Below are 26102 nucleotides of genomic sequence, written 5' to 3'. Positions count from 1 at the left end.
CCTGTGAACTCAGCACTCAACATGCAGTAACCCTCCATAGCTTCTCGAATGACTCACCAGAAGCTTGGCAAAGAGGGTGCACGCGAAGTCGTCGGCCAGCAGGTAGCGAACCTGCGCGCGTTCGGCAAACGCGCGCGCATTTGCGCCGGTGGTGGGTGGGCGAACGACTGAGCAGCCGACGCCTCAGCCCGCCAATTTCTCGTACAACCGCTCGACGTCCGCGTCGGACCAGTTGGCAGGCTCGAGGATGTCAGCCCACATGTTCACCGCGTCGGCTCCGTAGCTGTGGCCGTGGCCGTCGTCGACGTTCGTGGAGAAGACCTGATCGAACGTCAACTGCCAGAAGGTCACGAACGGGAACCACTGCACTCCTGGGTCGACGTCGGCGCCGCGGGGTTCGCGTAGCCAGTCGGGCCGGTTCAGGATCAGATCCGGCGACCACCACACGATGGGGTCGGATGCGTGCTGCCAGTAAACGATTCGGGGCTCTTCCCATTGCCCGCCGATGTCGAGGTCACCGGACGAGCTGGCGAAACGAACGTGCTCGCCGCCGTCGATGACAGGCAGGATCTCGCGGGATTCGGCGTCGCGCCCACCGGTGATGCGGGCCCACTGCGGGGTGAAGTTCGGGTTGCCGACCCACAGGGCACCGTCGATGCGCGCGATCATGTCCTGCGCGCCGCTGAACGCATCCTGTCCGCCGTAGGCACCGAGGCTCTCGCCGAACAACACCAGCTTCGGTCGCGAATCCTCGGGGAGTTCGCTCCACACCTCGTACACCGCCTCGAAGAGGGCCCGTCCGGCATCCTGGGGAGTCTGGCGATCGGCGAGAAATGCCATCGGGCTCGGCAGGAACGAGTACTGCATCGACGCGATCGCCGAGTTACCGTCGTACAGGTATTCCAGAGGGCGAGCGACGTTCTCGTTCACCCACCCGCGCCCGGTGGTCGTCGCGACACCGAGCACAGCGCGAGAAAATGCGCCGGTACGTTCGAGCTCTGCCACCACCCGCTGGGCGACGCCTTCGACGGTGTCCGCGGACTCCACGCCCGCGTAGGCACGGATCGGTTGCACCGCAGGCCTTCCGGTGAACTCACTGATCTCGTCCGGCGATACCCCGGACACGACGAAGCGTCGACCCTCCTGCCCCAGGGAATCCCACTCCTCGTTCGAGGCGTCCGAACCCGACAGTTCGGCCGCGGTGGGCTTCTCGACGCCCTCGTGGTTGCCGCGGTCCGCAGTGGAGGCCGATCTCTCCGCGACCGCCACGATGCCGCGAATCAGCGCGCCGTTGACGGCGAACACCACCAGCAGGGCTACGACGATCACGCTCGCGATCCTCGCGACCGGCCTCGGCACGTACTGCTTGCCCCATCGCGTCAACGCACGGGTGGCTCGCCGTAGCAGACGACCCAAGGCGAGCACTCCCACGGCAACCACCAGCGAGACCACCAGCACCGCGATGTACAGCGGCCTCCCGGGATCCTCCACACCGACGAGCTTGCGGACGATCTGCTGCCACCACGATCCCAGGATCAGGAACAGTGGAATCACCACCACCGCGGCCACGGCCAGCGCCCACCACCCGCGTCGACGCCACTGCTCCGACCAGTCGGGTGACACTCCACAGATCCGCACCACCCACGCGATCAGGCAACCCACGCCGTATCCGATCGCGACGCTGATTCCGGTGGCGACCGCCTGCAGATACCAGACCCTGGGCAGCAGCGACGGAGTCATGGACAGCGCGAAGAACACCAGAGCGAAGAGGATCCCGACGGGATGCAGTGCGCGGCAGTACCGATCCGCTCGTGAGTCCTGCCAATACGAACGAATCGCGGCCGACCGCTGTGTGGTCATCCGCAGATCGTATTTGCGCGCCGACTGGGCTGCACCCTCTTCGACATGCAAGCATTCACCGCATGAGTGTTCTGGTCTGCTTCCACGCACATCCCGACGACGAAGTATTCGGCACCGGCGGAGTCATGCGGCTCGCCGCCGATGCCGGCCACCGCGTCGTCCTGGTCACCGCGACCGACGGTGCCCTCGGTGAGTTTCCAGACGGCATCCTCACCGCCGGTGAGACACTGGCCGAGCGCAGACGCGTCGAGCTGGATCGTTCGGCAGCCGTTCTCGGAGTCTCCCGCGTCGTGCGGCTGCACTACGCCGACTCCGGAATGGCCGGTACTCCGGAGAATGCGAACCCGGACGCCTTCTGCAACGTCGACGTCGACACCGCAGCACAGCGATTGGCCGAGGTACTGCTCGAAGAGCAGGCGGACGTCGTGACGATCTACGACCCGAACGGTGGTTACGGGCACCCCGACCACATCCAGGTTCACGTCGTCGGCAAGCGCGCCACCGAGATCGCCGACACTCGATTCGTCTACGAAACCACCACCAACCGCGACCACATGCGCCGACTGATGGAGGCCAATCCGCACTGGGGCGAGGAGGCACCACCGCCGGACATGGACACGTTCGGTCTGCCGGAAACCGAGATCACGACGGTGGTCGACGTCTCCAGCGTCATGGACGCGAAGCGGGGTGCAATGGAGGCCCACGAAACACAGGTCGGTGACTTCGGACCGTTTCTGCAGATGTCCGTCGAGGACCTCGCCTCCACCTTCGGTACCGAATGGTTCCGAAAGCTGCGCGGCACGGGCGGCGTCGGCCTCACGGAGACCTCACTCCCGCTCTGAACTGGCCGAACGGCGGACGCAAGCGCGACGGCCACCAGATCGTAGATCGATGATGCAACTCCATAGAGCTGACCATCGGATTGTTTCGAGCCTCTAACCAAACCGCGAGACGGTACAGTGTCCACGTCGCCTGTCATGAGGGCGAGTTCTTCAGACCAGAACACCGTCATCGAAATGGAGAGGCCGGAGAAGCGATGCGTTCGTCAGTGGGTGTGTCCCTGGGCACGTGCGGCATTCGCACGGCGCGGACCACCGAAGACGGTGCATGGACCGACGGCACCCCGTTCGACGACTGGCAGTTCTCCCCCACGGCATCCGACGTCGCGCGCGTCGTCCGCGGCATCGTCGACAGTCCGGACGCGCCCCAATCTCTCGGCGTCGCCTATCGCACCTCCGAGGAACGCACCCAGATCGCCGACGCACTGGCCGAGGAGTACGTCTCCGACGTCCACCTCATCGACAAGACCGGCGCGGCCATGGAGTACCTGCGCCCAGGGCTCCCCTCCCACCACCGGACCATCGCGCTGTTCGACGCGGGCGAGACCGGTGTCGACGTCGACATCGTGGACGTCGAATCCGGCCGCTCCTACGGTTCCGCGCGGACCACCGCCATGAGCGGTGCCTCCTTCGACGCGGTGGTCCGAGAACACATACTCGGACTCGGCATAGTGCGTCCGCCCCAATCTCCGGACGAGGACAGTGCGCTGACGGCCTTCTGCCGCGGGATAAAGGAAGCGCTGTCCTCGCACCTGACCACCAGCACCCCCGACGGCGAGCACATCCTCCTCGAGCGGCACATCTTCGAGTTGTCCATCGCGCGCTCCACCGAGCAGGCCGCCGAGACAGTGCGCCGACTCGGCCGCGAGGCCGAGTTCTACCCCGACGCCATCGTCGCGATCGGCGGAACGTCCAACATTCCGCTGGTCCGCGCCACCCTCGAACGCTTCCTGCAGCTACCGGTCATCGTCCCGGACCGGCCCGAGCTCGTCGTCGCCGGCGGTGCCGCGGTACACGCCGCCCACGTCGACGCCACCCACGTTCCGCCCCTCGTCTCGCACCGTCCAGCCCTGGCGCGACTCGGCATGATCGCACTACCGATCGCCGGCGTCATTGCCGCCATCGGACTGTTCACTGCTCTCGGATCCAGCGACGAGGGTCAACCGCTGAGCACCCCGTCGAGCGTCGGTGAATCAGTGTCGCAAACCACCAGGCCGTCGAGCACCAGCACGACGACGACCACGCCGGCACCGCTTCCCGACATCCCTCCTCCCCCACCGACAACCACCGCACCGGCGCCGGCCGCCGCAAATTCCGCGCCCTCCGTGCAGTACCAGCAGCCGCACTACTACCCGCCGGCACCTCCGCCCGCACCCACGGTGCCCCTGCCACAGATTCCCGGTGTCCAGATGCCTGTCATCCCGTTGCCGGTATTGCCACGCCTGCCGTTCTGACCGGCCGCGTTCTCACCCGTCGGACAGATACGGAAAGATCGTCGCTCATGGCCACCACAGCGCAATGGATCGAAGGTGCGCGACCGCGCACACTCCCGAATGCGATCGCCCCCGTCCTCGTCGGCACCGGCGCGGCCCTGTCGCTGGACGGAGGAGTGTGGTGGAAGGCGCTGCTGGCGTTGGTCGTCTCGTTGGCGCTGATCGTGGGCGTGAACTTCGCCAACGATTACTCCGACGGAATTCGGGGCACCGACGACGACCGAGTCGGGCCACTGAGACTGGTCGGCTCGAAGGCCGCGTCCGCCGGTGCCGTCAAGAAGGCCGCCATCGGTTGCTTCACAGTGGGTGCCGTGGCCGGATTGGTTCTGGCAGCGACCAGCGCCTGGTGGCTGGTCATCGTCGGACTCGTCTGCATCGCCGGTGCCTGGTACTACACCGGCGGCTCGAAGCCGTACGGATACAGCGGTTTCGGCGAGATAGCCGTGTTCGTGTTCTTCGGCCTCGTTGCGGTACTGGGCACCCAGTTCGTACAGGCCGAGCAGATCGATTGGGCAGGTGTGTTGGCTGCAGTGGCCGTCGGCTCGTTCTCCAGCGCAGTACTCGTCGCCAACAACCTTCGCGACATCCCCACCGACACCGAATCCGGAAAGCTCACGCTGGCAGTGCGATTGGGTGACATGCGCACTCGCTATTTGCATCTCGCGCTACTGGTGGTGCCGTTCGCGATGACGGTGGCACTGATCGCCCGCACTCCATGGGCACTGGTCGGCCTGCTCGCGCTGCCTTTCGCCGCACGTGCCAACTCCCCGGTACGCAAGGGCGCTCACGGATTCGAACTGATTCCGGCACTGCGCGATTCGGGCCTGGCGATGCTCGTCTGGGGAGCGAGCACCGGCGTGGCGTTGGCCTTCGCCTAGCGCTTGTCGGGAACGAACGCGCCCAGCAGAAAGTTCACGATCGAGATGATGATCGCGCCCCAGAACGCCGCGGCGAACCCGACGATCTCGAGGCCGTAGCCGGTCTGCGACGACAACCAACCCGTCAACAACAGCATCAACGCGTTGATCACAAGAGTGAACAACCCGAGCGTCAGAATCAGCAGCGGCAGCGACATGAGCTGCACCAGCGGTTTGATGAACGCATTGACGACCGTCAACACGGCCGCGATACCGAGCAGGCCCACGATGTCCCACCCATCGCCGCGCCCCGAGCTGGTGACAGTGATGCCATCCACGAATTCCTTGGCAACCCAGATTGCAACGGCATTGATCACGAGCCGAATCAAAAAGTTCATGGCGCCATCGTAGGGTTCGTCAATGCCCGGCGGCTACGACGTCCGAACGAGGGAGACCATCGATCGCAACTCCTGAAGCGAACAATGCTGCTGCACCAGTTCGGTGAACATCGGTTCGGCACAGCGGACGAGACCGAGAAGGACATGCTCGATGCCTATCTCGCGGTCCCGTCGTTCGACGGCTTCCTTCAGCGACAGCTTCAGCACTTCCTTGGCCGATGCGGCGAACGGGAGGTGATGCGGCAGCGAGGTCTGCGCGCCCTCCAGTGCGCCCGCGCCGAGCGTGGAGTCGATCGTCGACACGATGGTGTCCAGATCGATTCCGAGTGACTTCAGTGCACGCTCGTCTTGTGATCGGACATCCGCAAGGACCCCGTCGACGGTGAATCCTGCTGCCCCCAGGGCCTTCTTCAAATGCTCGTCGGCATGATCGAGGGCACCGAGAAACAAGTGGACGGGCTCGATCCGGTGCGAATGCAACGCCCGCGCGTGGCCCTGGGCGCCGACGACGACAGCTCTGGCCGACTTGGTGAAACGCTCGAACATGATTGTCTACCTTCCCTTTCCGCCGTGCTTCTTGTGGACGGCCTGCCTGCTGACTCCAAGCGAATCCGCTATTGCCTGCCAGGCCCAGCCCTGATTTCTGGCATTGCGAACCTGAACGGCCTCGAGCCGCTCCAGCAATCGACGGAGAGCGGCTACCGCACGCAGCCCCTCCCCCGGATCGGAACTGGCGGCTGCGGCAGCAAGTGCGGTGGCTTCGGTCATGATGTCAATATAAGTTGACAAGCTTGGGGCTGTCAACTTAGGTTGACGCAATTGTCTACAGCGCGTTCAGCGCTCCAGGTCGATGTCGACAGTTACTCGCCCACGATCGTCACGAGTCGCCACGGCAAGGCCGGAATGATGGACGCCGCCGAGGTCGACATCGACCCGTCCGCCGTCGTTCTCGAAATTCCGCCACCAGTTCTTCCTGTCCGGCACGGCCACGGCAACTTTCACGTGATTGCCTGTTCGCTTGTAGGCCACCGGCAGTGAGAACTCCTTGCCGGACTTGCGGCCGGTATAGGTCAGAATCCCCATCGACCGTCCGAGAACCCTGTCGAGCACCGGTGCCTTCATGACGACCACAAAAACCTTGTTGAACGCTGCTGCCGACTTCTGAAAGGTATTCATTGCGCCGCCTCCGGGCTTGCCCTGCACGTGATGACGAGCGTAGCGGCGTAGCTGCTCGACGGGTTCGTCACTGCGAAGACACACCGTCCTGCATCGGCACCAAAACTTGTCGGTGCCCGGTTCTACACTTCTCGGCAACGGGTCGAATACGTGTTCGGCCCTTCGTCGCTGGGGGGTGACATGGGGCTACGTGAGTCGACGTGGATGGCGGACGATCATTCTGCGCTCGCCGACGTCCTCGGTGCGCGCCGGACGATAAACGCCGCTACTGCATCGGAATTGGCGCTCATGGACGACTACGTTCGCGGCCGAACGGCATACGCCTCGCCGTGGGACACAGGAGTGACCGAGAAGGATCTGTACAGCTCGGCGATCTGCGAACTGGCTGCGGCACTGTCGTCCACCTTCGCCGCCATTCACAACAAGCTTCAGATGTGGCGCCAGCTGCGTCCCCTCGTACGGAACAGTTTCATCAACGGATCGATCGACAAGGAGCGAGTCAAAACGATCCACGACCATCTGCTTCATGCGCGTCCGGAGACAGTCGTCGCCATCGAAGCCGAGGTTCTCAAAGCTGCCGGAGAGATGGCACCGGGCCCCCTGGGTCGCGAGATCGACCGACTGCTCGTCGAGGCCGATGCCGAGTGGGACCGCGCGGTACGCACACGTGCCGCGCGAACCGAGAAGCGCGTCCGGGTTCGTCGACGAGCACGAGGGCTGTCGAGCCTCACCACGGTGATGACCGATGGCGAAGCCGACGAACAGCTTTCGCGTATCGACGCCGAAGTCTCCCGTTTGCACCCCGAGGATCCACGTTCGGACGATCAACGACGGGGCGACGCACAGACCGCGCTGATGCGCGGCGAGACACTGCTGTGCGGGTGCTCGACGTGCCTGACCTCTCGGGGTGACGTCGCGGATGCCGAAACTCCCGAACACGGTGAGCCGGTGGCAGCAATGCCCGACCGTTCGGATGCGAATGCCGACGCCACCGGTGAAACAGCCACCGAGGGTTCGGGTTCCGCACGGCCGGGGTCCGAGCACCCGACGAGGGAGCCACTGGGCAGGGCACTGACGGGCCCGCTGCCACCCGACGCACCGCCGCCCGTCTCACCAGTACCCGACGCTCCGCCGCCCGATACAGCGACTCGATCGAGACCGGGCGGAGGGACGTTGATCGAACGCTGGCGTGCCATCGTCGAGAACAACCCTCGCGGCGTCCACGCCCTACACCCCGACGGCCACGGAGGCATGACGATTCCGCCGCCGGGGGCACTGACCTATGCGCCGAGCAGAGCTCTTTCCGCGCAGGTTCGCGCCGAACATCCGTACTGCCTGCATCCTGGCTGCAACGTGCCTTCGGAACGGTGCGACCTCGACCACATCGTCGAGTTCGATCGACAGAATCCGGAGCGAGGAGGATGGACGATCCGGACGAACATCGGCCCGCGCTGCCGGCTCCACCACAACCTCAAAACGCGAAAGCTCTGGCGCACCGAATTACTCCCGGAAGGAGTCCTGCATATCGTGGACCCTCTCGGAAACCACTACTTCACCGCGCCGACCCTGTGAAAACCGATCGCCTAGGGTTGGTTCGGTGAGCACCGCGAATCTGACCCGGACCGAAACTCGCAGGCGATCGCGCCACATCGACGGGGTGAAGTATCGCGTTCACCTCGATCTCCTGCGCGCAGAGGACGCGGACCTCGACACCTTCGAGACCGTGACGACCATCGAATTCGACGCGACCACGGCTGCGACCTGGGTGGACTTCATCGGTGCGGCAGTAGACCAAGTGAACGTCAACGGTATCGACACGCCGGTCGACTACGACGGCTCGCGGATTCAACTGGTCGGGCTCACCGAGCACAACATCGTGCGGATTTGCGCGCGCGGACGATACAGCCGGTCGGGTGAAGGACTGCATCGGTTCGTCGATCCCGTCGACGACAACGTCTATCTCTACACGCAGTACGAACCGGCCGATGCACGCCGAGTGTTCGCGAACTTCGAGCAACCGGACCTCAAAGCCCCTTTCACTCTGACTGTCACGGCTCCGCCGACGTGGACCGTACTGTCGAACCGCGAGGGTGTCACGACAGACACGGTCACCACCTTCGCGCCGACCCTGCCGATCTCGACCTACATCACCGCAGTTGCGGCCGGTCCGTATCACCGCGTCCGATCATCCTGGACGCGAGGCGAACTCACCGTCCCCCTCGGTGCCTATTGCCGGGCGTCTCTCGCCGAGTACTTCGATGCCGAGGACATCTTCGACATCACGAAACGAGGCCTGGACTTCTTTCACGACAAGTTCGACTACCCGTATCCCTTCGGAAAGTACGACCAGATCTTCGTCCCCGAGTACAACCTCGGCGCGATGGAGAATCCCGGCCTCGTCACGTTCACCGAGTCGTACGTATTCCGTTCTGCGGCAACCGAAGCCCAGTACGAGGCCCGCGCGAACACGATCCTGCACGAGATGGCGCATATGTGGTTCGGCGACCTCGTGACGATGCAGTGGTGGGACGACCTGTGGCTCAAGGAATCCTTTGCCGACTTCATGGGTGCATACGCATCGGCCGAAGCGACCCGATTCACCGACGCCTGGGTCAGCTTCGCCAACCGACGAAAAGCGTGGGCGTACCTGCAGGACCAACTTCCGACCACCCACCCGATCGTCGCCGACATCACCGACCTCGAGGCCGCGAAGCTCAACTTCGACGGCATCACCTACGCCAAGGGGGCGAGCGTCCTCAAGCAGCTCGGGGCGTTCGTGGGCGCAGATGCCTTCTTCGCCGCCTCCCGCAACTACTTTCGCACGCACGCCTTCGGAAACACGACGCTGACGGACCTGCTGAGCGAGATGTCGACCGCCAGCGGACGCGACCTCGACACCTGGGCTGCAGCATGGCTGCAGACCACCGGCGTCTCCACGCTCAGCTACACCGGCGATGCCGTCGAACAGACGAACCCGCGGCCCCACCGAATTGCCGTCGGGCTCTACGACCTCGACGAGGCCGGACATCTGACGAGAACCCACCGACGAGAACTCGACATCGCCGAGGCACGAACGCCGGTCGACCTTCCCGAGGCCGCGCTGGTGCTGCTCAACGACGACGACCTGACATACGCCAAGATCCGATTCGACGAGCGCTCCACTACCACTGTGCGAGACCACCTCGATCGCATCGTCGACCCTCTCGCCCGGGGCCTGGTGTGGTCGGCGTTGTGGAACTCCACCCGCGACGCCGAGCTGTCTGCACTCGAATACATCGACATCGCAACCAGATTCGCACCGAATGAGCCCAAGATCGGTCTGTTGTCCGCAGTCACGGCCAATGTGGCGTACGCCCTCGAGCATTACCTCCCCGAGGACAGACGGCGCGAACCCACTCGGCAGTGGCTGGAGGCGTCGTGGACGCAGCTGCATACGAGTGAGCCAGGGAGCGATACCCAGTTGGTGTGGGCGCGAGCCACCGCGGCCGCGGCCCAACTCGACGGCTCCCGCGCAGCCGACCTACGCGCACTTCTCGACGGCACGGCGACCGTGCCAGGTCTGCGCCTGGATCCCGACCAGCGCTGGTCGTTCTGGCTGGCCCTGGCCGCGACCGGAAACGCGACCTCGGCCGAGCTCGATGCAGAGCTGGCCTCCGACAACACGTCGTCCGGACGCACCTCACACACGGCGGCGTCGACGGCGCTCCCCGACGCAGAGGTCAAGGCAAGGGCGTGGGCTGCCATCACCGAGCGCGACGATGCGTCCAACGATGTTCTCGACGCCTTCATCACCGGCTTCGGGGCCGGGCACCGGCCGGACCTGACGCAGGGTTATCACGACCGGTACTTCGAATCCATCGCGTCGTTGTGGACCTCGCGCAGCATCGAAATCGCACGGCGCATCGTCGTCCGACTGTTCCCGCAGCAATCGTCGACGGTAGCCGCGGACAGCTGGCTGGCCGAGCACGAGTGGGCACCGGCCGCCCTGCGGCGCTTGGTGATCGAGCAACGAGACCATCTGGCGAGGAGCCTGCGGGTGCAGGCGCGGCTAGGGTGATGATCATGGCCACCAACGACACTCGACGCTCGATCGCCACGTCCGCACTCGCTGCCGGTGGATTGCTCGGCGGCTTCGCCGTCGCCCGGCAGTCGCACAACCGTCAACTCGGCGGAGCCGTACTGGCCGCTGCGGGTGTGGCGTGCACGACCCGGTGGCAGAAGTCCTCGGGCTCGACCCGCGCCGGTGCGCTGCTCGGGACCTATCTCGTCGCGTTCGGTGCCTCGCACCCGCTGGCCAAGAAGATCGGTGCATGGCCGGCGGTCGTCACCGTCGCCGCTGCAACTGCCGCGGCGTCGATGGCGGTGAGCAAGTAGATCTCCTCAGAACACCCCGGTACGAACGAACTTTTCGAGGGCCGTGGTCGGTTCGTCGAGATCCATACCCTGGCTCGAAACCCAGGCGTCGTCGAAGTAGGTCTGCGTGTACCTGTCTCCGCCGTCGCACAGCAGTGTCACCACGCTCCCGCTGCGGCCTGCTGCGATCATTTCCGCGATCAGTCCGAAGGCACCCCAGATGTTGGTGCCTGTCGATCCGCCCACTCGTTTGCCGAGTGCGTCCGAGGTGAACCGTGCGGCGGCCACGGAGGCGGCGTCGGGCACTGCGATCATTCGATCGATCACCTGGCCGACGAACGAGGGCTCGACGCGCGGTCTGCCGATGCCCTCGATGCGGGAGGGCAGCCCTGTCTCGTAGCCCGCGTCTCCGGACTCGTAGCCGCCGATGAACGCCGAATTCTCGGGGTCCACCACCGCCAATTGCGTTGCATGCCTGCGATATCTGATGTAGCGGCCAATGGTGGCGCTGGTCCCCCCGGTCCCCGCACCGACGACCACCCAGTCTGGAATGGGGCATTCCTCCAGCCGAAGTTGGTCGAAGATCGACTCGGCGATGTTGTTGTTTCCGCGCCAGTCGGTGGCTCGTTCGGCGTGCGTGAACTGGTCCATGTAGTGGCTGTCCGGCTCGGCCGCGAGACGATGCGCTTCGGTGTACATCTCGCCGGGCTGATCGACGAAATGACATCTCCCGCCGTGGGACTCGATGAGTGCGATCTTGGCCGGGCTGGTGCTCCGAGGCATCACGGCGACGAATTGCAGTCCGAGCAGTCCGGCGAAGTAGGCCTCACTGACGGCAGTGGAGCCCGACGAGGCTTCGATCACCGTGGTGCGTTCGGTGACCCATCCGTTGCAGATTGCGTACAGAAAGAGCGACCGAGCCAGTCGATGCTTCAGGCTGCCGGTGATGTGCGTCGATTCGTCCTTGAGGTACAGCGAGATTCCCCAGGCCGCGGGAAGGGGGTATCGCAGCAGGTGTGTGTCGGCGCTGCGCTGGGAATCGGCCTCGATCAACCGGACCGCATTGTCGACCCACGCCCGTGACCCCGAGTGATCGACCGTCCTGGTCATTTCTTGCCGTCTTCACCGCGCAGCTTCGACTGCAGATCCGCACGCGCGGTGCGCCTGTCCTCGTCGACTGCTGCGATGGACTCGTTGACGCGGATGCGCATGTTCTTGAACAGGAGCAGCGACAGGGGTAGCGAGATCAGCACGGCGAAGATCGCGGCGACGAGTACCGGAACCTCGACGCCGAAGAGTAAACCGATGCCGACGATGAGTGCGCCGATCACGATGACGAGCGCCAGGCGCGCGAAGGTGTAGACACCCAGGTTCACGGCGAGAGACTTCTTCGCCGACCTACCTTTCGCGCCGTTTCCGCTGGTAGGTTCGCTGCTGTCGGCGTTCGTCGCGTCACTCACGGGTCCCAGGTTACCGGGCTCGGCAAGCACTCCGACCCACCCCCGGCGTGACCGATTTGTCCATTACCTCCCCTTTACCAACCTTGTATCAGTCGAGTACCTAGGGGTTCGAGTGCAACCATGGGGTTCGAACGCAGCAGACCGATATCTCCGGTTCGACGCATATGCACCGAACCGAATCGTAGGAGGACACGACAGATGAGCGCACCCACATTTCACAAGGCTCAGGACTCACTTCTCACGCCGGGTCAGGTAGCCGCGCTTTTTCACGTCGATCCCAAGACAGTGACACGCTGGGCACACGCCGGTCGCCTCGGATCCCTCCGCACTCCGGGCGGGCACCGTCGATTCCGCGAGACCGAGGTCATGCAATTACTGACCTCTCTGACCACGGAAGCCGGCGCACACCACTGATTCGGACGTCCTGACGTACGAAATACCCTCGATCTCCGCACCCGCTCGAACTCATCGAACATTCTCAGGAATCTTCGACGCTCGACGGGTGCGGAGGGTGTTGCATCGCGGCTACCCTCGTAGTAGGAGGTGCGTCGTGATCTATCTATTGGCGTTGATCGGCTTGGTGGCAGTCATCGTGCTGTTCTGGAAGGCATTCGGACCCAGCACACAGGCTCCACCCACCCGCACTGCCGGACCCGATGACGATCCCGATTTTCTGTGGCGAATCAACCGTGAAGCTCGCCGCGGAGGGAAAGACGGGACCGAGGCGGGCACCGAACCCAGCGAATAGGGTTCGGTAGCTCTCAGTTGCGGTGGGCAGCGGTGGGCGCGTCGGGGAAACCTGCCGCTACCGCCGCCGCGACTTCCAACAGTGCCTTCCGCGTGCGCCCACGAAGACGGTCCAGTTCGATTTCCGCCCCCTCCTCGAGATGTGGGTCGAACGGAATAGTTCGCACTCGCGCGCACCGCTGCTCGAAATGCTCGACAACTTTGTGCAGGTCCACTTTTCCAGCTCTCGGCCGAACGCCGTTGACCACGGCGACCGACGTGGCGACCAACTCGCGGTAGCCGTGCGCATCGAGCCAATCCAACGTCGCCGACGCGCTCCGCACGCCGTCCACCGAGCCCGAACTGACCACCACCAGCGTGTCGGCTCCCTCGAGAATGCTCTCCATCGCCGAGTGCATCAGACCGGTGCCGCAGTCCGTGATGACGATGCTGTAGAACTTCTCCAACAACGACACGGCGCGATCGTAATCCTCACCGCTGAATGCCTCCGAAGCCGCCGGATCCGAATCGGACGCCAACACCTCCAGTCGATGCACGTTCTGCGACGTGTAAGCCCTGACGTCGCTGTAACGGTCCAGAGACTCGATGTCGCGCAACAGATTACGGACGGTGGCGGTCGTCTCGGCCGGCACCTTCTGCCCCAGCGTTCCCCGATCGGGGTTGGCGTCGATGGCGATCACCCGATCACCCCTGATCTCGGCGAACGTCGAGCCGAGTGTGGCCGTCGTCGTGGTCTTGCCCACGCCCCCTTTCAGTGACAGCACCGCGACGCGATGGCACCCGACGAGAGGCCGATCCACCTCCGCGGTCAGAACCAGGCGTCGCTGCTGAGCGGCACTGTTGCCCACATTCAGACGACCACGCGACATCAGATACAACGCCCGACGCCACCCTGCCACCGGCGGCGCATTCCCCGATCGGACGAGCAACGAACTACCGAGATCGAGCGAGGGCACCGGCTGCTCATCCGACCGACTCGGACCGACGGTCGGTACCGCTCCATGGGTGGCGATCAACGCGTCACCCGGGCCTTGCCGAACCTGCTGAGGCTGATTCCGATACAGCTGATTCTGATGCTGCGGCCCAGGCCACTGGCCGGGCTGAGGCCCCCATTGATTCTGACCGTTCCACTGATTCTGGGGATTCCAGTGACCCTCCGACGGCCATTGCCCATGCGGACCGCCCTGGTTCTGCGGTGCCCAATAGTTCTGCGGCCCGGCTTGATTCTGCGGGGCCCAATAGTTCTGTGGCCCACCTTGGTTCTGCGGCATCGGATTCTGCAGCACCGGATTCTGCGGCACCGGATTCTGGGACGGTGGCGGCCCTGATGCGACGGGCGGCGCATGTGTAGGAGTCGGTTTCACAGTCGGTGCCACAGCCGTCGTCGGCGGTTCCACGGGCCTCGGTGGTGCGACGACGGTCTTGTCGACCCCGGCAGGTGGCACCGCGACGGACGCCGCCTCACCACCTCCGCCACCGTGCGCTTCACCGTCCCGAGGCGCTGGAAGCGGCGGCGATGTGCGGGCGGCCTCGGGCTGCGGCACGGGCTGATTGTCGATGCTTTCGGGCGGCATCGTGATGGGGGTCGATCTGAAGGGCTCCCGCGGCGGTGCGGGTGTGGCCTCCGCCGCCCCTACGCCAACGACCGGCTCGGATTCCGTGGGGCGAGCTACGTCTTCTTCGGGCACGTCGTCGTCCAATGGCCGGACGGGTTGCCAGTTGTTCTCGTGCCGATCGGCCATGACCGATTCCCCCCAGTTCGCGTCCCACATCGAAGATCCGAGCTCGGATGTGTCCCCCATCGAGCCGGATCGGACGCTACCAGCTGACAGTCCCGCGTGGAGGCTGCCAGCGGGCGAGAACTAGTTCAGTCCTGCGTAGCTGTGCAGTCCCGAGACCACCATGTTGATGATGAAGAGGTTGAAGAGCATGGCGGTGAATCCGGCGATGTTGATCCAGGCGGCGCGGGTGTTGCGCCATCCGGAGGTGGCGCGGGCGTGCAGGTACGCGGCGTAGATGATCCAGGTGATGAACGACATCGTCTCTTTGGGGTCCCAGCCCCAGAAGCGGCCCCATGCGGCTTCGGCCCAGATTGCACCGAGGATGACGCCGGCTCCGAAGAGCGGGAAAGCGACGATGGTCGTCTTGTAGGCGAGTCGGTCGAGAGCCTGGGCGTCGGGCAGCTTGGATGCGAACTTGCCCCAGAACCCAACGCTTTCCTCGCCGATGGGCTGCTTGATGCGCAGCAGGAACAGCAGGGAGGCGACGCCGGAGACCAGGAGGATGCCGCTGCCGACGCTGACGATGGTGACGTGGATGGGCAGCCAGTAGGAGCGCAGCGCGGGGACGACGGGTGCGGCGTCGGCGTAGAGCTTGGTGGCGGCGAAGAACATCAGCACGATGATCGGTGCGAGGACGAACACGAGCATCGGGCGCATGGACTTCTTGCGCAGCACGATCACGGAGGTGAGGGCGGCGGCTGCGGTGGCCATGGTGACGAACTCGTACATGTTGCCGAGCGGGAAGCGGTGGGTGGCGAACCCGCGGAGCACCACCGAGGCGATGTGCAGCGCGAGAGCCGGGGCGAGCAGGGCGAAGCCCATGCCTGCGAGTCGCTCGGACAGCGGTCGTTTCGGGGCTTCGACAACCAGTCCCGGTCGCGACTGGGCCACCGGCGCGCCGGCACCGACGAGTTCTTTCGCCTGAGCGGCCGTGGCCTTGGCGGAGGCGTACTGGGCGATGAGCAGTACGAATGCGAGCACGTAGATGGTGAACGCTGATTCGAAGGACCAGTCGCTGTACTGCGAGAGGGTCTCGTTGATCGGCATCGGTCAGTTCTCCTGTTTCGAGGTGTCGCCGAGCAGGCGGGTGCACAGGCGGTCGAACTCTTCGCCCCACCCCGCCTGATCGGTGCGTGCAAGTCCGCCGAGGTCTACTACAGTACGTCGTGCTTGGGCGTCGGCGGTGAGTCGGACCCAGATTCTGCGACGCTTGATCACCAGTGAGACGAGCAGTCCGCCCATCATCGTGAGTGCGAAGACGAGCACCCAGGTCTGGGCCGGGTCGTGTGAGACCTGAAGGTTGACGAATTCTTTCGCTCCGTCGAAGGTGACGACCGTTCCGTCGCTCAGCGTCGCCGATTCTCCTGGCATCAGGTTGACGCGGTCCTGCTTCACGAGCCTGCCCTGGGCGATCATTTCCTGATCGAGCGAGAAGATCGACTGCGGCAGTCCGGTGTCGAGGCCGGTGTCGCCCTTGTAGATGTCGATGGCGACGGCGGGGTCGTTCATGGCGGGGAAGCTCGACGACAGCAGGCTGCCGTGGAACGACGCCGTCGGCGCGAACAATCCTTCGATGGCGATCTGGTTCTTTCGCCGGTCCAGGGGGTCGGTGTACAAGCCGCCGGGCGGGTCGACGCGGAGCACTCCGCTGGAGAGGAAGGTCGTCGCGTCCGTCGGCTGCCACTGGATCGTGTCGGTGCGGGTTTCGCCGTTCGGGAACGTCACGGTGAAGGTGGGTGCGTAGCCGTGGCCCTGGAGATAGACGCGGTCTCCTGCGACGCGCAACGGGTGGTTGACCTGCAGTTGGTCGTCGCGCCAGACGTTGTTCGTCAGGTCCTGGCCTGCCTGGTATTCGATGTTGGAGGTGAACATCTCGGCCTGGCCGGTGTCGAGGTAGTCGGCTCTGAAGTCCTTGACGCGCACGCACAGTGGTTCGAGGTCGGTGCCGTCGACGAGGTTGCCTGCGCGGAACGAGTCGTAGTTGGCCGGGGTCGAGGTGCAGAAGCCTGGGCCGTCGTCGGCGATGACGATGCGGTTGCCCTCGTACCCGAGCAGCTTGCCCATGGCGATCGCGGCGAGCAGTCCAACGAGAGACAAGTGGAAGACGAGGTTACCGAGTTCGCGGACGTAGCCCTTCTCCGCCGACAGAGTCACTGCTCCGCCGTCCTCGGTTCGTTGGGCGACGCGCCAACCGCGCAACTGGGTGCGTACCTGTGCGGCGATCTCTTCCGGTGTTCCGTCGACGTCGTAGCGGCTGTGGTGCGGCAGTCGGGAGAGGTTGCGGGGCGCACGAACGGGTTTGGTGCGCAATTGCTTCGCGTGCTCGATGCAGCGCGGCAGGATGCAGCCGATCAGCGAGATGAACAGCAGCGCGTAGATCGCGGTGAACCAGAAGCTGCCGAACACGTCGAACAGTTCGAGCTTGTCCATGATCGGGCCGAGCGTCGGGCGGTCGGCGATGTACTCGTCGACTTTGCCGGCGTTGAGGCTGCGCTGCGGCACCAGGGCACCGGGTACCGCGGCGAAGGCCAGCAGGAACAGCAGCACCAGCGCGGTTCGCATACTGGTCAGGCCGCGCCAGGTGTTACGGACCAGCGCCGCTCCCCTGCCCAGCACGGATTGCTTGCGCGGCGGCGATGCCTCGGTGCGCTCTTCGACGTCGGTGGTCATATCGGCAACACCACATCGGAGACGAAGGCGTCGCGCACCCAGCCGACGAATTGATCCCAGGCACCGGTGACCAGTGCAATTCCTACCGCTATCAACATGATTCCGCCGAACACCTGTATCTGTCGTGCATGTGTACGTAGCCAGCCGACGCCACGCAGCGCGCTGACCGAACCGAACGCGAGGATCACGAACGGTAAGCCGAGACCGAGGCAGTACGCCACGATCAGAACGACGCCCCGCGCTGCCGTCGTGCCGTCGGTCCCTGCGGCGAGTGAGATGACGCCCGCGAGTGTCGGCCCCAGGCACGGGGTCCATCCGAGCGCGAACACGCCCCCGAGCAGTGGCGCTCCGGCCAGTGAGCCGATCTGCTTCGGCTCGAAGCGCACGTCGCGCTGCAGCGCGGGAATCAATCCCACGAACACAAGGCCCATGGCGATCGTGACGACGCCGCCGATCCTCATGAGCAGTTCGCGGTTGATCGCCAGGACGGAGATCGCTCCGAACACCGATGCGGTGGCGAGAACGAACACCACCGTGAATCCGAGGACGAACAGACCCGCCGCTCCGGCCACGCGCAACCGCCCGCTGCGCACCTTCGTCTTCACGGCTGCCTCGTCGGCGCTGACGGCAGGGGCGTCGGCCCCGACGACTCCGGCAAGGTACGAGAGGTATCCGGGCACCAGGGGTACCACGCACGGCGACGCGAACGAGACGAGCCCGGCCAGGACGCAGGCTCCGAGGGCCAGGACGAGCGGCCCGGAGGCCGCAGCTTCCTGGAAACTCGCGCCTATCCCGGCGAGGTACATCGTCTCGGTCACGGCTGCACTGGCTCCTCGGCTGCGACGCGTTCGACGACGGGCCGTAGGTCATCGGCGAGCAGTTCGCGCAGGAACACTGCCGCGACGCGATGCTGCCGGTCGAGCACGACGGTCGTCGGGATGACGGAGGTGGGGACGCCGCCGAGCGCGGTCAGGGTGCGCATGGGCGGGTCGTAGATCGAGGAGTAGCTGACGTTGTTGCTGACGACGAAGTCCTGCGCGGCGGTCTGCGACTCGTCGCGCACGTTGATCCCGAGGAATTCGACGCCCAAGGACTTGGTGGCCTCGTAGACGTCTTCGAGGTCGTCGGCTTCACCGCGGCACGGTCCGCACCACTGGCCCCAGACGTTGAGGACGACGACGTCACCGTCGTAGTCCGACAGGGAGGTCGTCTTGCCCTCGGTCATCAGGTCGGGCCCGGACAGCTCGCCGATGGTGCCGCGCTCGTCGGGCTCGTAGAAGATGTCGGTCTGTCCGCCCGGTGAGACGAACTGGAAGGTTCCGCCCTGCGCCACCGCGTCGGTGCCGGTGGAGCATCCCGCGACGAGGGCCGCTGCGGCCACACCCAGCAGAAACCTACGCACCGGAAATCCTCGGATCGGACGCTCCCGCGGGCTCGGAATAGACGAGGTCGACCAGCTGGTCCCCCTCGTAGACCAACGAGGTGAGCGACGCGAGACCGCACTGACGGTTTCGCGGGTCGTGCCAGAGCCGGTCGCCCTGCAGGAAGCGGCGCAGTGTCCACACCGGGAGTTGGTGGCTGACGCATACGGCTTCGTGCCCGACGGCTTCGACGCGGGCCGCGTTGACTGCGGCGAGCATGCGGTGTGCGATCTGCAGGTACGGCTCGCCCCAGGACGGGGTGAACGGGTCGCGCAGCTTCCACCAGTGCCGGGGCCTACGCAGTGCACCGTCGCCCACGGCCACGCGCAGTCCCTCGAACTCGTTGCCTGCTTCGATGAGGTTCTCGTCCTCGGCGATGGTCAGGCCGTGCGCTGCGGCGATGGGTCCGGCGGTTTCCTGTGCGCGCAGCAACGGCGATGCCACGACGTGGGTGATGTCGTGGCCGGCGAGCGCGTCCGCGACCGACCTGGCCTGAGCCTGGCCCGTCACCGACAGCTTGAAGCCCGGCAACCGCCCGTAGAGGATGCCCTTGGGGTTGTGCACCTCTCCGTGCCGGAGGACGTGCACGATGGTGCGCGTCGTCGAGTGCGGATGTGTTGCGGGGGCCTCGGTCACGTCGGGGTCCTGTTTCTCGCTAGTCGGGTGGGCAATCAGTTCGGTGCAGACGTCACTGAGGAGCGGTGGCGGCGGCCGCTGCTTTCGCAGCGGCGGGGGCTGCGTCGGCGATGATCTCGAAGGCTCGATCGTCGAGAGCAGCCGAGACGAACCAGGCCTCGAAGGCGCTCGGCGGCGGGTACACGCCGCGAGAGAGGAAGGCGTGGAAGAACGCCGGGTATCGCCACGTCTGCGCGGCCTTGGCCTGCGCGTAATCGGTGACGGGTCCATCGGCGAAGAACACACTCACCATAGTGCCCGCGAACTGGACGTGATGGGTGACGCCTTCGGCGGTGAGGGCGTCGCCGAGCAGTGTTCCGAGTCGCTGCGAGTTGTTCTGCAGCTTCTCGTAGACGGCCGAGTCTGCCAGTTGCAGACTTGTCAGACCGGCCGCGACGGCGACGGGGTTACCGCTGAGCGTCCCTGCCTGGTACACCGGTCCGGCGGGCGCGAGGTAGGCCATCACGTCTGCTCGACCGCCGAATGCGGCGGCAGGCAATCCGCCCGACATGACTTTGCCGAAGGTGTAGAGGTCACCGGCAACACCGTCGATGCCGTACCAACCGGAGGCACTGACGCGGAATCCCGTCATCACCTCGTCCATGATCAGCAGCGCGCCGTGCTCGGTCGCGAGGTGGCGCAGTCCCTCGTTGAAGCCGGTGACCGGCGGGATTGCTCCCATGTTGCCTGCGGCTGCCTCGGTGATGATGCATGCGATCTGGCCGGGGTTGGCCTCGAAGGCCGCGGTGACGGCGGCGAGGTCGTTGTAGGGAACGACGATCGTGTCCGACGCCTGTGCGCCGGTGACTCCCGGGGAGGTCGGGAGGCCGAAGGTGGCCAGTCCCGAGCCGGCGTCGGCCAGGAGGGCGTCGACGTGGCCGTGGTAGCAGCCGGAGAATTTCAGGATCTTGGTTCGGCCGGTGAATCCACGGGCCAGGCGCACGGCGCTCATGGTGGCCTCTGTGCCCGAATTCACAAGGCGAACCTGGTCGACGGGGCCGACGCGACGCACGATTTCCTCGGCGAGTTCGATTTCGCGCTCGGTGGGTGCACCGAAAGACAGGCCTGTTGCGGCTGCCTTCTGGACGGCCTCGACGATGGCCGGGTGGGCGTGTCCGTGGATCATCGGACCCCAGGACGAGATGAGGTCCACGTAGGACTTCCCGTCGGCGTCGGTCATCGTGTATCCGCTGGCCTGCGTGATGAAGCGAGGCGTGCCGCCGACCGATGCGAATGCCCGCACCGGCGAGTTGACGCCACCGGGAATCACCGCGCTCGCGCGGGCGAACAGTTGGGCAGATACGGGGGCGTCGTCGCCGGGAGAAACAGTCACGACTTCCAGTGTCCCAGGTTCGGCGAAATCGCCAACTACAGGGCGTAATAATCCATCGGCTACGCGTTGCGTCAGTCGTCGTGCTTGTCCTCGGGCATGAATGCCATCGCGATGAGAATGACACCCCAGATGCCCAGTGGCCACAGCGGCCAGTAATTGTTCGGCTCTCCGTCGGAGATCCATTGCACGGCCCAGATGCCGTTCATGACGATTGCGCCACCGAGCCACCAGCGCCATTCGTCGAGGTACTCGCGCCACTCGCTCCGGGAACGGTCGACGTCCTTCGTTCCCGGCAGTTCGACGCCCGGCAGGTCGTGCATCACTTCGGCCAGATCGCCGCGGGTGGTCGACGCCCACACCGCGTCCAGCCGCTGCTCGTACTCGACCAGGGTCAAGCGCCCTTCGCTCATGGCTACGCCGAGCGTGGTTGCGGCATCCTCACGCTCGCCGTTGCTCACGCGGAGATCCGGTCGATCGTTCCTGTCGAGATTTTTCGCCATCCGCAGGCTCCTCACCACGAAGTCCGTTCTGCCAGTTTATAGGTTGGGCAGAGAGAACACCGGGTAGTCGGTTTGGATGAGAAATACAGACAACGGCGCTGATGGCGTATCCAAAGTCGCCGAATTGATGTCCGAAGCCGGACTGTGCATGTTCACCACCGTCGGCCGAGACGGCCACCTGATTTCGCGCCCGATGGCGCTGCAGGAAGCCGAGTTCGACGGCGACCTGTGGTTCTTCGCCGCCCACGACTCCCGCAAGGTGGCCGATATCGCGGCTAACCCGACGGTCAACGTCTCGTTCCAGTCCGGTGAGGGCTGGGTGTCGCTGTCCGGTACGGCCGCGGTGGTCGAGAACACCACCAAGGCCGAGGAGCTGTGGAACACCCGGGCGGCCGCATGGTTCGAGAAGAACCCCGATTCGCGCGAGGTCGCTCTGATCCATGTGGCCGCCGAGGGAGCCGAGTACTGGTCCACGCCCGGCTCGAAGGTGTCGAACCTGCTGGCCTACGCCAAGGCGAAGATCACCAACGAGCGCCCGAACCTGGGCGAGCACGATGTCGTCGAGCTCGAACTACCGCACAACTCGACCGACTAGTTCCGCTCGTGCCGGGGTGCCGTCGGGGGCACGTCCGGATCGCCCATCACGTTTCGACCGCCGGCGACGTTCCGGTCATCCGCCACATTCGGGTCACCGACGACGTTCCTGTCACCGACAATGTTCCGGTCGTCTGCCACGGTCCGGTCATGTGCAACAGTGCGGTCATCTGCCACAGTGCGGTGATCTGCCACAGTGCGGTGATCTGCCACAGTGCGGTGATCTGCCACAGTGCGGTCATCCGCCACATTCCGGTCACCGGCGACGTTCCTGTCACCTGTGACGTTCCGATCGCCTGTCATGTTCTTGCCGTTCTTCACGTCCGGGTCGATCCGATTTGCACGCTCGAACTGCGATTCCATCTCGTCGCGTGACGACGCCGCAACTCCTTGGTGAGACTGCGCCTGCTGTGCGAGCTTCTCCGCCTCGGCTGCTTTGACGTCGGCCTCTGCCTGCGCGCGGCGTGCCTTGGCTTCGCTTTCGCGCGCCATCAGTTCACGCTCCTCGACGACGGAGGATTGATCGGCAGCCTTTTCGCGAATCTCGTTCGCTTCCACTCTCTTACGTTCCTTGCCCTTGCGGGCAACGACCACGGCGATGGCAATGACCAACAGAACGACTACTACTGCAACGATGATCCATATTGTGGTGTTCATGGTGTCTATTTCCCGTCTGTTTTCGAATGCCGAGACGGCAGATTCTCTACGGCGGGTACCCGAGTAACGACTCGGTAAACTCGCCGAAGGCACCCACGGCCAGGGCTTCGAAGGCCTGCGCTGTGAGTCGGCCGGCTCCTTCCGGGATGCGCGCGATCAGCCCGACCCCCGTCACGAGGGGAAGCTCGTCGCGGTTGACCCGCGCGGCAAGGCTCGGCTCGGCGGGCCACGATCCGATCACCAGCCCTGCGCAGTCGACCCCGACCGCCCGCGCCGCGCCAGTGGTCAGCGCGCTGTGGTTGAGCGTTCCCAGCTCTGCACCGGCCACGACGACGATCGGCGCAGACACGGCCCCGGCGATGTCGAGCACGGTGAACCCTCCTGTGCCCAGACGCACCGCCACTCCACCCGCACCTTCGACAAGCACGAGGTCGTGGGCCGCGTCGAGCGTGCGCACAGTGTCGACCACAGCGGCGAGTTCGAGCATCGGCCGACCCGATCGGCGCGCCGCAACGTCCGGAGCCAGCGGCTCGGGGTATCGCGCCAGCTCGACTCCCCGAACACCCGAAAGCCGGTGCACCACATCGATATCGGCTTCGTCCGGGTAGTCACCTCCGACGCCGGTCTGCGCCGGTTTGCACACCGCAACCGTCCATCCGCCTGCGCGCGCGGCCGCCGCGATACCTGCGGTCACCACGGTCTTGCCGACGCCGGTCGACGTTCCGGTCACGAGCAGAACCGTCACCACAGCACCGCCGCATTCGACACAGCCGCATTCAAGACAGCCGCATTCAACACAGCCGCGAGGACCGACGCGGCACGGTCGACATCGGCGTCGGTGAGATCGGCGCGCGCGGTCAGTCGGAGTCGAGACCCGTCGGCCGGAACCGACGGTGGCCGGAAGCATCCGACGCGGACGCCGAGCTCGAGGCAGTCCGCGGCCGCCTGCACCGCACGCTGCGCGTCGCCCAGAACCACCGGGACCACCGCCGATTCGGTCGCTTCGACGCCCGCTGCGGCGGCCAGTTGCGTTGCTCGCACACCGATCGAGTGCACCCGTTCGGGTTCGCCGCGCAGGACGGTCAACGCGGCCGCTGCCGCGCCCACGGAGGCAGGCGCGAGGCCGGTGTCGAACACGAAGGTGCGCGCACCGTGCAGCACCTGAGTGCGCACCGCGGCCGGCCCGAGAACCACTCCGCCCTGCGATCCGAGGGCCTTGGACAGCGTTGCGGTGATCACCAGATCGGGTGCGCCGGCGAGTCCTGCTTCGTGAACGGCTCCCCGGCCACCATCCCCGCGTACGCCCAACCCGTGCGCTTCGTCGACGACGAGCACCGCATTCCGCCTCCGACACACCGCGTACAGCTCGGCCAGTGGCGCGAGATCGCCGTCGGCGCTGAACACCGAGTCGGTCACCACCAGGGCCCGCTGTTCGGGACGCTCCCGCAACAGCTCGTCGACATGGCCGGTATCGCAGTGCCGAGAGACGGCCACTCGGGCCCGAGACAGGCGACAGGCATCGATGAGCGAGGCGTGCGACGCGGCGTCGGAGATCACCAGCGCGTCTCGGCCCGCCAGTGCCGTCACGATCCCGAGGTTGGCGGTGTAGCCGGAGGAGAACACCAGTCCCGCCTCTGCTCCGACGAAGTCGGCGAGGTTCTCCTCGAGTCGCTCGTGTGCCGTCGTGGTACCGGTGACCAGCCGCGATCCGGTGGATCCGCCGCCCCACCGGCGCACGGCAGCGCAGGCTCCGTCGATGACGGCCGGATGCCTGGACAGGCCGAGGTAGTCGTTCGAAGCCAGGTCGAGGATCGCCTCCTCGGCTGTGCGGGGGATCACGACGCGCTCGAGGCCGGCCTCGCGTCGGGCGTGCGCGGTGGCGTCGAGCCACTCCAGAGCGGTCATGGCAGCACCATACTTGAACGCTGTTCAATTATGGCTTCGGGCCACCGCCAGCATCGCGCCTGCAATGGCCGCCACGTCCTCCTCGGTGCAGATGTACGGCGGCATCGCGTAGACCAAACAGCCGAACGGCCGCAGCCACACACCCGCGTCGACGGCCGCTGCCGTGGCTCGAACCATGTCCACCGGACTGCGCATCTCGACGACGCCGATGCCGCCGAGAACGCGAACATCGGCGACTCCCGGCAGGGAACTGGCGGGCGCGAGGCCGTCGGCCAACCCCGACGCCAGACGTGCGACCTCGGCGCGCCAATTACGCGAGAGCAGCAGTTCCACCGACGCCACCGCGATCGCACACGCCAGTGGATTACCCATGAACGTCGGCCCGTGCATCAGACCCCCGGCCTCGCCGCCCGATACGGTTTCGGCCACCTCGGTGGTGCACAGCGTCGCCGCCAAGGTCAGATATCCGCCGGTCAATGCCTTGCCGATGCACATGATGTCGGGCGCGACACCTGCGTGATCGGCGGCGAAGAGCTCCCCGGTCCGACCGAATCCGGTTGCGATCTCGTCGAAGATCAGCAATACCCCGTACTCGTCGGCCAATCGGCGCAGTTCCAGCAGATAGCGCGCGTCGTGGAACCGCATTCCGCCTGCGCCCTGCACGATCGGCTCGACGATGATCGCCGCCAGTTCGTGCGCGTGCTCGGCGAGTACCCACTCGAATTCGGCGACGTAGCCGGCGTCGAACTCCGCGGGCGGAGCAGGAGCGAACACCTGCTTCGCGAGCACATCGGTCCACAGCGTGTGCATGCCGCCGTCCGGGTCGCAGACGCTCATCGGCGCGAACGTGTCTCCGTGGTATCCGCCGCGCCAGGTCAACAGCCGAGTGCGACCGTTCTCGCCGCGTCCGCGCCAGTACTGCAGCGCCATCTTCACCGCGACCTCCACCGAGACCGATCCGGAATCGGCGAGGAACACCTTCTCGAGCCCTGCGGGGGTGATGTCGACCAGCAGTTCGGCCAACCTGGCCGCCGGAGCATGTGTCAGTCCGCCGAACATGACGTGGCTCATTCGACCCAGCTGATCGTGCGCGGCGGCGTCGAGCACCGGATGCCGGTAGCCGTGCACCGCCGCCCACCACGAGCTCATGCCGTCGACGAGTTGCCTGCCGTCGGCCAACGTCAGTCGCACTCCCGACGCGCTGTCGACCAGCAGCGGCGTCGCATCCGCCGGGAACCGGCTGTAGGGGTGCCAGAGATGGTCGGAGTCGATTCGACGGACGTCTTCGGAAGTCAGCACGCCAGAGCACATTGCCACAGCGCCCGTCCGGCCGTACCGAGACTGGACGGGTGGCGAAATGTCCGAATCCATTAGCATCGCAGC

At 65.5% G+C, this 26102-nt stretch carries 28 protein-coding genes; 9 read left to right on the top strand and 19 right to left on the bottom strand.

The window, feature by feature from the left end; all coding sequences use genetic code 11:
• Positions 1–183 precede the first annotated feature (183 nt).
• Positions 184–1860, bottom strand: coding sequence for an alpha/beta hydrolase (locus R3P93_RS16140; RefSeq protein WP_317533448.1), 1677 nt, complete (start codon positions 1858–1860; stop codon positions 184–186).
• A 62-nt stretch (positions 1861–1922) separates the two neighbouring features.
• Between R3P93_RS16140 and R3P93_RS16135 the strand changes: the two genes are divergently transcribed.
• The 3 genes from R3P93_RS16135 to R3P93_RS16125 all read left to right on the top strand — a co-directional run bounded on the left by R3P93_RS16135 (position 1923) and on the right by R3P93_RS16125 (position 5070).
• On the top strand, positions 1923–2702 hold the full coding sequence (locus R3P93_RS16135; RefSeq protein ID WP_317533447.1) for a PIG-L family deacetylase: 780 nt from the start codon (positions 1923–1925) through the stop codon (positions 2700–2702).
• Between the two features lie 194 nt (positions 2703–2896).
• On the top strand, positions 2897–4153 hold the full coding sequence (locus R3P93_RS16130; protein WP_317533446.1) for an Hsp70 family protein: 1257 nt from the start codon (positions 2897–2899) through the stop codon (positions 4151–4153).
• A gap of 47 nt (positions 4154–4200) precedes the next feature.
• Positions 4201–5070, top strand: a complete 870-nt coding sequence (locus tag R3P93_RS16125; RefSeq protein WP_269595756.1) for a 1,4-dihydroxy-2-naphthoate polyprenyltransferase — start codon at positions 4201–4203, stop codon at positions 5068–5070.
• On the opposite strand, the gene R3P93_RS16120 is transcribed toward R3P93_RS16125, so the two are convergent.
• The 4 genes from R3P93_RS16120 to R3P93_RS16105 all read right to left on the bottom strand — a co-directional run bounded on the left by R3P93_RS16120 (position 5067) and on the right by R3P93_RS16105 (position 6623).
• Positions 5067–5447: a phage holin family protein gene (locus R3P93_RS16120; RefSeq protein ID WP_317533445.1), complete on the bottom strand. Its 381-nt coding sequence runs from the start codon at positions 5445–5447 to the stop codon at positions 5067–5069. The two genes, R3P93_RS16125 and R3P93_RS16120, sit on opposite strands and share 4 nt — an antisense overlap.
• A gap of 33 nt (positions 5448–5480) precedes the next feature.
• Positions 5481–5993, bottom strand: a complete 513-nt coding sequence (locus R3P93_RS16115) for a Clp protease N-terminal domain-containing protein (protein ID WP_317533444.1) — start codon at positions 5991–5993, stop codon at positions 5481–5483.
• A 6-nt stretch (positions 5994–5999) separates the two neighbouring features.
• The gene (locus tag R3P93_RS16110) at positions 6000–6215 is read right to left on the bottom strand and encodes a hypothetical protein (RefSeq protein WP_032365231.1); all 216 of its coding nucleotides are present in this window, start codon (positions 6213–6215) and stop codon (positions 6000–6002) included.
• Positions 6216–6281: 66 nt separating this feature from the next.
• On the bottom strand, positions 6282–6623 hold the full coding sequence (locus R3P93_RS16105) for a nitroreductase/quinone reductase family protein (RefSeq protein ID WP_317533443.1): 342 nt from the start codon (positions 6621–6623) through the stop codon (positions 6282–6284).
• A gap of 180 nt (positions 6624–6803) precedes the next feature.
• Between R3P93_RS16105 and R3P93_RS16100 the strand changes: the two genes are divergently transcribed.
• From R3P93_RS16100 to R3P93_RS16090, 3 genes are read left to right on the top strand one after another with little or no spacing between them, the layout of a single operon-like run.
• Positions 6804–8195 (top strand): HNH endonuclease signature motif containing protein, encoded by a 1392-nt coding sequence (locus R3P93_RS16100; protein WP_317533442.1) that lies wholly within the window; start codon positions 6804–6806, stop codon positions 8193–8195.
• A 25-nt stretch (positions 8196–8220) separates the two neighbouring features.
• Positions 8221–10680 (top strand): aminopeptidase N, encoded by a 2460-nt coding sequence (gene pepN, locus R3P93_RS16095; RefSeq protein ID WP_317533441.1) that lies wholly within the window; start codon positions 8221–8223, stop codon positions 10678–10680.
• Between the two features lie 5 nt (positions 10681–10685).
• Positions 10686–10997 carry a hypothetical protein gene (locus tag R3P93_RS16090; RefSeq protein ID WP_094641482.1) on the top strand — a complete coding sequence of 104 codons (312 nt, stop codon included), beginning with the start codon at positions 10686–10688 and terminating at the stop codon, positions 10995–10997.
• Positions 10998–11003: 6 nt separating this feature from the next.
• Here the strand turns inward: R3P93_RS16090 and R3P93_RS16085 are convergent, their stop codons facing one another.
• A complete protein-coding gene (locus tag R3P93_RS16085; RefSeq protein ID WP_317533440.1) occupies positions 11004–12086 on the bottom strand; it encodes an L-cysteine desulfhydrase Cds1 in 1083 nt (360 codons plus the stop codon).
• Positions 12083–12436 carry a DUF4229 domain-containing protein gene (locus R3P93_RS16080; protein ID WP_082899469.1) on the bottom strand — a complete coding sequence of 118 codons (354 nt, stop codon included), beginning with the start codon at positions 12434–12436 and terminating at the stop codon, positions 12083–12085. Before R3P93_RS16080 ends, R3P93_RS16085 begins: the two co-directional genes overlap by 4 nt.
• Before the next feature lie 198 nt (positions 12437–12634).
• On the opposite strand from R3P93_RS16080, the gene R3P93_RS16075 reads away from it, so the two are divergent.
• Positions 12635–12850, top strand: coding sequence for a BldC family transcriptional regulator (locus R3P93_RS16075; protein WP_037187021.1), 216 nt, complete (start codon positions 12635–12637; stop codon positions 12848–12850).
• 136 nt (positions 12851–12986) lie between these two features.
• Entirely contained in the window at positions 12987–13184 is a 198-nt protein-coding gene (locus tag R3P93_RS16070; RefSeq protein WP_317533439.1) for a hypothetical protein, read from the top strand.
• 13 nt (positions 13185–13197) lie between these two features.
• Here the strand turns inward: R3P93_RS16070 and R3P93_RS16065 are convergent, their stop codons facing one another.
• From R3P93_RS16065 to R3P93_RS16030, 8 genes are all read right to left on the bottom strand, one after another.
• Positions 13198–14454 (bottom strand): MinD/ParA family ATP-binding protein, encoded by a 1257-nt coding sequence (locus tag R3P93_RS16065; protein ID WP_394855313.1) that lies wholly within the window; start codon positions 14452–14454, stop codon positions 13198–13200.
• Positions 14455–15045: 591 nt separating this feature from the next.
• On the bottom strand, positions 15046–16011 hold the full coding sequence (gene ccsB / locus R3P93_RS16060; protein WP_317533438.1) for a c-type cytochrome biogenesis protein CcsB: 966 nt from the start codon (positions 16009–16011) through the stop codon (positions 15046–15048).
• Between the two features lie 3 nt (positions 16012–16014).
• Entirely contained in the window at positions 16015–17634 is a 1620-nt protein-coding gene (gene resB / locus R3P93_RS16055; protein ID WP_317533437.1) for a cytochrome c biogenesis protein ResB, read from the bottom strand.
• Positions 17631–18440: a cytochrome c biogenesis CcdA family protein gene (locus R3P93_RS16050; protein WP_068046420.1), complete on the bottom strand. Its 810-nt coding sequence runs from the start codon at positions 18438–18440 to the stop codon at positions 17631–17633. Before R3P93_RS16050 ends, resB begins: the two co-directional genes overlap by 4 nt.
• Before the next feature lie 8 nt (positions 18441–18448).
• Positions 18449–19036 (bottom strand): TlpA family protein disulfide reductase, encoded by a 588-nt coding sequence (locus R3P93_RS16045; RefSeq protein ID WP_317533436.1) that lies wholly within the window; start codon positions 19034–19036, stop codon positions 18449–18451.
• Positions 19029–19691, bottom strand: a complete 663-nt coding sequence (locus R3P93_RS16040; protein ID WP_068046369.1) for a histidine phosphatase family protein — start codon at positions 19689–19691, stop codon at positions 19029–19031. Before R3P93_RS16040 ends, R3P93_RS16045 begins: the two co-directional genes overlap by 8 nt.
• A 52-nt stretch (positions 19692–19743) precedes the next feature.
• Positions 19744–21063, bottom strand: coding sequence for a glutamate-1-semialdehyde 2,1-aminomutase (hemL, locus tag R3P93_RS16035; RefSeq protein ID WP_317533435.1), 1320 nt, complete (start codon positions 21061–21063; stop codon positions 19744–19746).
• 71 nt (positions 21064–21134) lie between these two features.
• Complete coding sequence (locus tag R3P93_RS16030; RefSeq protein ID WP_300517509.1) at positions 21135–21563, bottom strand: DUF1707 SHOCT-like domain-containing protein; 429 nt, start codon at positions 21561–21563, stop codon at positions 21135–21137.
• 76 nt (positions 21564–21639) lie between these two features.
• Between R3P93_RS16030 and R3P93_RS16025 the strand changes: the two genes are divergently transcribed.
• Positions 21640–22158 carry a pyridoxamine 5'-phosphate oxidase family protein gene (locus R3P93_RS16025; RefSeq protein WP_300517512.1) on the top strand — a complete coding sequence of 173 codons (519 nt, stop codon included), beginning with the start codon at positions 21640–21642 and terminating at the stop codon, positions 22156–22158.
• Here the strand turns inward: R3P93_RS16025 and R3P93_RS16020 are convergent.
• From R3P93_RS16020 to R3P93_RS16005, 4 genes are read right to left on the bottom strand one after another with little or no spacing between them, the layout of a single operon-like run.
• Positions 22155–22814 (bottom strand): hypothetical protein, encoded by a 660-nt coding sequence (locus R3P93_RS16020; protein ID WP_317533434.1) that lies wholly within the window; start codon positions 22812–22814, stop codon positions 22155–22157. The genes R3P93_RS16025 and R3P93_RS16020 overlap by 4 nt on opposite strands.
• A gap of 46 nt (positions 22815–22860) precedes the next feature.
• Positions 22861–23559, bottom strand: a complete 699-nt coding sequence (bioD, locus tag R3P93_RS16015; protein WP_317533433.1) for a dethiobiotin synthase — start codon at positions 23557–23559, stop codon at positions 22861–22863.
• Positions 23556–24719: an 8-amino-7-oxononanoate synthase gene (locus R3P93_RS16010; RefSeq protein WP_317533432.1), complete on the bottom strand. Its 1164-nt coding sequence runs from the start codon at positions 24717–24719 to the stop codon at positions 23556–23558. Before R3P93_RS16010 ends, bioD begins: the two co-directional genes overlap by 4 nt.
• 24 nt (positions 24720–24743) lie before the next feature.
• Entirely contained in the window at positions 24744–26030 is a 1287-nt protein-coding gene (locus tag R3P93_RS16005) for an adenosylmethionine--8-amino-7-oxononanoate transaminase (protein ID WP_317533450.1), read from the bottom strand.
• Between the last annotated feature and the right edge of the window lie 72 nt (positions 26031–26102).

This window comes from Rhodococcus cerastii, assembly GCF_033042195.1.
In the GTDB taxonomy this organism is placed as follows: Bacteria; Actinomycetota; Actinomycetes; order Mycobacteriales; family Mycobacteriaceae; genus Rhodococcoides.
Note: the sequence above shows the minus strand (reverse complement) of the source record. Positions and strands in the feature narration are given on the sequence as shown.

Bases quoted from the DNA above. Each gene is read 5' to 3' on its own strand.
- R3P93_RS16105 (WP_317533443.1), bottom strand. From the start codon at position 6,623: ATGAATACCTTTCAGAAGTCGGCAGCAGCGTTCAACAAGGTTTTTGTG.
- resB (WP_317533437.1), bottom strand. From the start codon at position 17,634: ATGACCACCGACGTCGAAGAGCGCACCGAGGCATCGCCGCCGCGCAAG.
- R3P93_RS16135 (WP_317533447.1), top strand. From the start codon at position 1,923: ATGAGTGTTCTGGTCTGCTTCCACGCACATCCCGACGACGAAGTATTC.
- R3P93_RS16005 (WP_317533450.1), bottom strand. From the start codon at position 26,030: ATGTGCTCTGGCGTGCTGACTTCCGAAGACGTCCGTCGAATCGACTCC.
- R3P93_RS16120 (WP_317533445.1), bottom strand. From the start codon at position 5,447: ATGAACTTTTTGATTCGGCTCGTGATCAATGCCGTTGCAATCTGGGTT.
- R3P93_RS16115 (WP_317533444.1), bottom strand. From the start codon at position 5,993: ATGTTCGAGCGTTTCACCAAGTCGGCCAGAGCTGTCGTCGTCGGCGCC.
- R3P93_RS16100 (WP_317533442.1), top strand. From the start codon at position 6,804: ATGGGGCTACGTGAGTCGACGTGGATGGCGGACGATCATTCTGCGCTC.
- R3P93_RS16090 (WP_094641482.1), top strand. From the start codon at position 10,686: ATGGCCACCAACGACACTCGACGCTCGATCGCCACGTCCGCACTCGCT.
- R3P93_RS16140 (WP_317533448.1), bottom strand. From the start codon at position 1,860: ATGACCACACAGCGGTCGGCCGCGATTCGTTCGTATTGGCAGGACTCA.
- R3P93_RS16085 (WP_317533440.1), bottom strand. From the start codon at position 12,086: ATGACCAGGACGGTCGATCACTCGGGGTCACGGGCGTGGGTCGACAAT.
- ccsB (WP_317533438.1), bottom strand. From the start codon at position 16,011: ATGCCGATCAACGAGACCCTCTCGCAGTACAGCGACTGGTCCTTCGAA.
- R3P93_RS16025 (WP_300517512.1), top strand. From the start codon at position 21,640: ATGAGAAATACAGACAACGGCGCTGATGGCGTATCCAAAGTCGCCGAA.
- R3P93_RS16130 (WP_317533446.1), top strand. From the start codon at position 2,897: ATGCGTTCGTCAGTGGGTGTGTCCCTGGGCACGTGCGGCATTCGCACG.
- R3P93_RS16125 (WP_269595756.1), top strand. From the start codon at position 4,201: ATGGCCACCACAGCGCAATGGATCGAAGGTGCGCGACCGCGCACACTC.
- R3P93_RS16020 (WP_317533434.1), bottom strand. From the start codon at position 22,814: ATGAACACCACAATATGGATCATCGTTGCAGTAGTAGTCGTTCTGTTG.
- R3P93_RS16065 (WP_394855313.1), bottom strand. From the start codon at position 14,454: ATGCCGCAGAACCAAGGTGGGCCACAGAACTATTGGGCCCCGCAGAAT.
- R3P93_RS16110 (WP_032365231.1), bottom strand. From the start codon at position 6,215: ATGACCGAAGCCACCGCACTTGCTGCCGCAGCCGCCAGTTCCGATCCG.
- R3P93_RS16050 (WP_068046420.1), bottom strand. From the start codon at position 18,440: ATGTACCTCGCCGGGATAGGCGCGAGTTTCCAGGAAGCTGCGGCCTCC.
- R3P93_RS16010 (WP_317533432.1), bottom strand. From the start codon at position 24,719: ATGACCGCTCTGGAGTGGCTCGACGCCACCGCGCACGCCCGACGCGAG.
- R3P93_RS16030 (WP_300517509.1), bottom strand. From the start codon at position 21,563: ATGGCGAAAAATCTCGACAGGAACGATCGACCGGATCTCCGCGTGAGC.
- R3P93_RS16075 (WP_037187021.1), top strand. From the start codon at position 12,635: ATGAGCGCACCCACATTTCACAAGGCTCAGGACTCACTTCTCACGCCG.